The organism is Nonomuraea sp. NPDC050691, assembly GCF_040654455.1.
In the GTDB taxonomy this organism is placed as follows: Bacteria; Actinomycetota; Actinomycetes; order Streptosporangiales; family Streptosporangiaceae; genus Nonomuraea.
On record NZ_JBFAIA010000290.1, the window covers coordinates 1 to 6,144 of the forward strand.

Below are 6,144 nucleotides of genomic sequence, written 5' to 3' on the forward strand. Positions count from 1 at the left end.
GCACCACCGGCACGCCCGCGCCGGTGGCGATGCGCGCCGCCTGCACCTTGGTCACCATGCCGCCGGTGCCGACGGCCGCGCCGTTCCTGCCCAGCTCGACGCCCACGAGGTCCTCGGGTCCGCGGATCTCGGCCAGCCGCCGCGAGCCGCTGCGGCTCGGCGGGCCGTCGTAGAGGGCGTCCACGTCGGACAGCAGCACCAGCGCGTCGGCGTGGACGAGGTGGGTGACCAGGGCCGCCAGCCGGTCGTTGTCGCCGAAGCGGATCTCGTCGGTGGCGACGGTGTCGTTCTCGTTGACGATCGGCATGATGCCGAGCTCCAGCAGCCGGTTGAGGGTGCGCTGGGCGTTGGCGTGGTGGGCGCGGCGCATCATGTCGTCGGCGGTCAGCAGGACCTGGCCGACGCGCAGGCCGTACCGGGCGAAGGAGGAGGTGTAACGCGCGACGAGCACGCCCTGGCCGACCGAGGCGGCGGCCTGCTGCGTGGCGAGGTCGCGCGGGCGCGCGGACAGCCCGAGCGGGCCGAGGCCCGCCGCGATCGCTCCTGAGGAGACCAGCACGATCTGCGTGCCCGTACGGCGGCGCGCGGCGAGGACGTCGACCAGCGCGTCGACCCGGTCCACGTCGATCGTCCCCTGAGGGGTGGTCAGCGAGGAGGAGCCGACCTTGACGACGACCTTCGACGCTGAGCTGATCCGTTCGCGCACATCTGGAAGCCTATCCGAGGCCCGGCATCCGCATTCGCCCGTCTCGCGCCTCGGTCAGCGGGTGGACGGGCCGGGCGTGAGGCCGCCGAGCAGGGCCGCGACGACGTCCGGCGTGAAGTCCGCGCCCTCCCCCATGTACGCCCGCACGAAGGCCCGGTAGAAGCAGGCCCCCACCAGCAGCGCGGCCGCCGCCTCCGGGGCCACCTCCGCCGAGATCCGGCCGAGACGCTGCTCGGCGCGCAGGTAATCGGCCACGAGCCGCTCGGCCAGGTGCGGCCCCAGGCCGGCCTCGCGCAGCCGCGCCCGCTGCTTGGCCAGCATGTCGCGCTCGGCGAAGATCGCCGAGCCCACGGGGATGGACCGGTCGAAGAACGCCGACGCCTGCTCGGCCACGTCGGTCAGATTGCCCTCGATCGTGCCCGTCCCGGCCCGCGCGGGCAGGCCGGACAGGGCGTCGATGTAGGGCAGGCCGTCGTGGAGAACCGCGAGCAGCAGGTCCTCCTTGTCCCGGAAGTGCTTGTAGAGCGTGGGCTCGGAGAAGCCGGCCAGCCGCGCGATCTCCTTCGTGGTGACCTTGGCCAGCCCGGCCTCGTCCATGAGCCTCGCGGCGGCGGCGACGATGCGTTCGCGGGTCGTCGGCTGATTCACCTTCACCGTGATGCGTCTCTCCGCTGGCGCTGGGAATTTCAGTGAGTACCGACCAACCATAGCCGCGGGGCTTCCGGGGGACGGCGGCTAGCCGAGCCTGCTGTCGGTGCCGCGCGGACCCGTCCGGACGGACTCGGCGGACAGCGTCGGCTGCCAGTCGAAGACGTAGCCGCCCTCCATGGGCCCGATGATCACCTCGGCGCCGGCGCTGGCCCCCGCCTTGACCAGCTCCTCCTCGACGCCGAGCCGCTCCAGCCGGTCGGCGAGGTAGCCGACGGCCTCGTCGTTGGTGAAGTCGGTCTGCCGGATCCAGCGCTCCGGCTTCTCGCCGGTGACCTGGAACTGGTTGTCGTTGACCTTGCGGACCGTGAACCCGGTCTCGCCGAGCTGCCGCGGCTTGATCACCAGACGGGTGGGCTCCTCGACCGGCCGGTTGGCGCGGGCGGCCGCGACCCACTCGCCCATGGCGAACGTCAGCTCGCGCAGCCCGGCGTGCGTGGCCGCCGACACCGTGAACACCTGCAGTCCGCGCGCCTCGAAGTCCGGCCTGACCAGTTCGGCCAGCTCCTGGGCGTCGGGCACGTCGGCCTTGTTGAGCACCACCATGCGCGGCCGGTCGCCCAGCTTGCCGTACGCCTCCAGCTCAGCCTCGATCACCTCGTAGTCGGTGACGGGGTCGCGGCCGGGCTCCATCGTGGCGCAGTCGATGACGTGGACGAGCATGTCGCACCGCTCGACGTGGCGCAGGAACTCGTGCCCGAGGCCCTTGCCCTGGGACGCGCCCGGGATCAGCCCCGGCACGTCGGCGACCGTGAAGATGGTCTCGCCGGCGGTGACGACGCCGAGGTTGGGCACGAGCGTGGTGAACGGATAGTCGGCGATCTTCGGCCGGGCCGCGCTCAGCGCGGCGATCAGGGACGACTTGCCGGCGCTGGGGAAGCCGACCAGGGCGACGTCGGCGACGCTCTTGAGCTCCAGCATCACGTCGAGCGCGTCGCCCGGCTCGCCGAGCAGCGCGAACCCGGGGGCCTTGCGCTTCGTGGAGGCCAGCGCGGCGTTGCCGAGCCCGCCGTGGCCGCCATGGGCGATCACGTAGCGGGTGCCGGAGCCGATCAGGTCGACCAGCACCTCGCCGGTGGCGGCGTCCTTGACCACGGTGCCGTTGGGCACGGCCAGGACGACGTCGCCGCCGTTGGCGCCGTCGCGGTTGGAGCCCTGCCCCTGCTTGCCGTTGTCGGCCTTGCGGTGCGGGCGGCGATGGTAGTCGAGCAGGGTCGCGGTGTTGGGATCCACCTCGAGGATCACGTCGCCGCCCCGGCCGCCGTTGCCCCCGTCGGGGCCGCCGAGCGGTTTGAACTTCTCCCGGTGGATGGAGGCGCAGCCGTTCCCTCCGTCACCGGCCCTGATGTGCAGGACCACCTGGTCCACGAAGTCCGGCATGTCCGCCTCTCCTCACGCCCCCTGTCCAGGGGGTTTTCCAAGTCTTCCCGCGGATGTCCGCCGTGGGCCTCCGGGCGCCTGTCGCCGCTGTCGCCCGCCGCCGAGGGGGAGCGCTCATCCGGCGCCGTCCCGGCGGGACACGGCCCAGCCGGGCCGGGCAAACACGAAGGGGTGGATCGAGGAACCGATCCACCCCTTGGTAACGCTCTCCGGTTGCGGATTACTCCGCGAGTTACTCCGCGACCGGGACGATGCTCACGGCGCGACGGCCGCGCTTGACGCCGAACTGCACGTGACCGGCGGTCAGCGCGAACAGCGTGTCGTCGCCACCGCGGCCGACGTTGTCGCCGGGGTGGAAGTGGGTGCCACGCTGACGGACGATGATCTCGCCCGCGTTGACCAGCTGGCCGCCGAAGCGCTTGACGCCCAGGCGCTGAGCGTTGGAGTCACGGCCGTTCCGGGTGGACGACGCGCCCTTCTTGTGTGCCATCTCTCAAACTCCCGATCAGGCCTGGTCGATACCGGTGATCTTCACCTGGGTGTACCGCTGGCGGTGACCCTGGCGCTTCTTGTAACCGGTCTTGTTCTTGTACTTGAGAATGCGGATCTTCGGACCCTTGGTCTCGCCGAGGATCTCGGCGTTGACCGTGAACTTGCCCGCCTCCGTGGTCACATCGCCGTCGTTGACGACGAGCACCGTCGGCAGCGAAATCGAAGAGCCGACCTCGCCGGCGACCTTGTCCACCTCGAGGACGTCACCGACGGAGACCTTCTGCTGCCTGCCGCCGCAACGAACGATCGCGTACACCGCGGAACCCTTCTACTGTCTACTGTTGCGATCCACGGCCGTCCCGGACGGAACGGCCGTTGACTGCCGAGTGCTGCGCCCGCACCCGTATCTGTCTGGAACCAACGAACCGAGTGGGCGCGCCAACAGGGCACGTCACCTGACGCACCGATCCACTAGAGTACCGGATTAACGGTGCCCGTAGCGAACCGGACGGATCGTCGGACAGTCCTTCGAGCAGCCACTCAGGGGGCTACTCGGCGGACCTGGCTCGGCGGGAGCGTCGCCGCCCCCTGCCGGAAGACTGGCCGGCCTGGTCGTCCTCAGCCGGGACGTCATCAAGCGCACCGGTCACGGTATCACGGCCAGAGGAGTCCTTGGCCGCGGAAACCTTCTCCCCGCCCTTGTCGCCCAGCTTGTCGGCCACCGCCTTCTCGACGGCCATCTTGCCCTGCGTGCCGCGCGTCTCAGGCTTGATCTCCACCGGCTCGGTGGAGACGATGAGCCCGCGCCCGTTGCAGCACTCGCACGGCGTCGAGAACGCCTCCAGGAGCCCCTGCCCGACCCGCTTACGGGTCATCTGGACCAGGCCGAGCGAGGTGACCTCGGCCACCTGGTGCTTGGTCCGGTCGCGGGCCAGGCACTCCAGCATCCGCCGCAGCACCAGGTCGCGGTTGGACTCCAGCACCATGTCGATGAAGTCGATGACGATGATGCCGCCGATGTCACGCAGCCGGAGCTGGCGGACGATCTCCTCGGCCGCCTCCAGGTTGTTGCGGGTGACGGTCTCCTCGAGGTTGCCGCCCTGGCCGGTGAACTTGCCGGTGTTCACGTCGACGACGGTCATCGCCTCGGTACGGTCGATCACCAGCGAGCCGCCGCTGGGCAGCCACACCTTGCGCTCCATGGCCTTGCCGAGCTGCTCGTCGATCCGGTACGACTCGAAGACGTCGCCCTGGTCGCCGTCCCACCGCGACAGCCGCTCGGCCAGGTGCGGCGCGACGTACTTCACGTACTCCTCGACCGTCTCCCACGCCTCCCCGCCCTGCACGACGAGCGAGCTGAAGTCCTCGTTGAAGACGTCGCGCACCACGCGGACGGTGAGGTCGGGCTCGGCCGACAGCAGCTCGGGCGGGCTGGCCGACTTGGCCTTCTTCTGGATGTTCTCCCACTGCGCCGACAGGCGGGCGACGTCGCGGGCCAGCTCCTCCTCGGAGGCGCCCTCGGCCGCGGTGCGCACGATCACACCCGCGCTCTCCGGCATGACCTTCTTCAGGATGCTCTTGAGGCGCGTGCGCTCCTTGTCGGGCAGCTTGCGGCTGATGCCGGTCATCGAGCCGTCGGGCACGTAGACCAGGTAGCGGCCGGGCAGGCTGATCTGCGAGGTCAGGCGGGCGCCCTTGTGGCCGATCGGGTCCTTGGTGACCTGCACCAGCACCGACTGGCCGGACTTCAGCGCCGACTCGATGCGCTTGGGCTGGCCCTCCAGGCCGGCGGTGTCGAAGTTGACCTCACCGGCGTACAGGACGGCGTTGCGGCCCTTGCCGATGTCGACGAACGCCGCCTCCATCGAGGGCAGGACGTTCTGCACCTTGCCGAGGTAGACGTTGCCGACGTACGACTGGCTGGCCTCGCGGTTGACGTAGTGCTCGACGAGGACGCCGTCCTCCAGCACCGCGATCTGCGTGCGGTCGCCCTGGCGGCGCACCACCATCATCCGGTCGACCGACTCGCGCCGGGCCAGGAACTCCGACTCGGTGATGATCGGCGGCCGGCGGCGGCCCAGCTCGCGGCCCTCGCGGCGGCGCTGCTTCTTGGCCTCCAGCCGGGTGGAGCCGCGTACGCTCTGCACGCCGTCGGCGGAGGTGTCGACCAGCGAGGCGCGGCCGGAGCGCGGCGCGCGGATGCGGACGACGGTGTTGGGCGGGTCGTCGCCGGACGGCTCGGCGCCCCCGTCGTCGGAGCCGCGCCTGCGGCGGCGGCGACGGCGGCGCGAGCTGGAGGTCTCCTCCTCCTGCTGCTCCTCGGACTGCTCGTCCTCGCCCTCGTCGCCCTCGTCGCCCTCGTCGTCGGAGTCGGACTCGTCGCGCTCGCGGGTCTTGCCGCGGCCCCGGCCGCCCCTGCGGCGGCGGCGACGGCGGCTGCCGCCCTCTTCCTCCTCCTGGTCGGAGTCGGAGGCGTCGTCGTCGTCGGTGCCGGCCTCGTCGGTCTCGTCCGCGTCGGCGACCGGCTCCGGCTCGGGGCGCGCGGGCTCGGCGCGGACGGGCTCAGGACGTACGGCCTGGCTCGGGTCGGGCGCCTGGAACAGCGGCGCGAAGATCGCCGCGGGACGCCGGAACACGGCGTCCGGCTGGTCGGCGCGGCGCGCGGAGAAGCCGAACGGGTCGGCGAGCAGGCTCGGCCGGTCGGCGTCCTCGTCGAGGTCCTCACCGGCGGGCTCGTCGTCGAGCGGCTCGTCCTCGGGCAGCGCGTCCAGGATGTCGTCCTCGACGGCGTCGGCCGCGCTCGCGGGCGGCGCCGCCTGGGCGGCCCCGCCGGTCGCGGCGCTCCCGGTCGGGGTGAC

General features: G+C 71.5%; 6 protein-coding genes. All 6 read right to left on the minus strand.

The genetic code is table 11. From position 1 onward, the window contains the following. Positions 1-706, minus strand: a 706-nt coding sequence (gene proB, locus AB0H81_RS43390; protein ID WP_358387935.1) for a glutamate 5-kinase, incomplete at its 3' end; no start/stop codon positions are given. A 54-nt stretch (positions 707-760) separates the two neighbouring features. Continuing rightward, entirely contained in the window at positions 761-1,354 is a 594-nt protein-coding gene (locus AB0H81_RS43395; protein WP_358387938.1) for a helix-turn-helix domain-containing protein, read from the minus strand. An 87-nt stretch (positions 1,355-1,441) separates the two neighbouring features. Next, positions 1,442-2,794, minus strand: coding sequence for a GTPase ObgE (obgE, locus tag AB0H81_RS43400; protein WP_358387941.1), 1,353 nt, complete (start codon positions 2,792-2,794; stop codon positions 1,442-1,444). 232 nt (positions 2,795-3,026) lie between these two features. Further along, a complete protein-coding gene (gene rpmA, locus AB0H81_RS43405; protein ID WP_020546367.1) occupies positions 3,027-3,284 on the minus strand; it encodes a 50S ribosomal protein L27 in 258 nt (85 codons plus the stop codon). A gap of 15 nt (positions 3,285-3,299) precedes the next feature. Beyond that, complete coding sequence (rplU, locus tag AB0H81_RS43410) at positions 3,300-3,602, minus strand: 50S ribosomal protein L21 (protein ID WP_357637320.1); 303 nt, start codon at positions 3,600-3,602, stop codon at positions 3,300-3,302. A gap of 232 nt (positions 3,603-3,834) precedes the next feature. After that, positions 3,835-6,144, minus strand: a 2,310-nt coding sequence (locus AB0H81_RS43415; RefSeq protein ID WP_358387944.1) for an Rne/Rng family ribonuclease, incomplete at its 5' end; no start/stop codon positions are given.

Coding starts and splice junctions, on each gene's coding strand:
- obgE (WP_358387941.1), bottom strand. CDS start 2,794: ATGCCGGACTTCGTGGACCAGGTGGTCCTGCACATCAGGGCCGGTGAC.
- rpmA (WP_020546367.1), bottom strand. CDS start 3,284: ATGGCACACAAGAAGGGCGCGTCGTCCACCCGGAACGGCCGTGACTCC.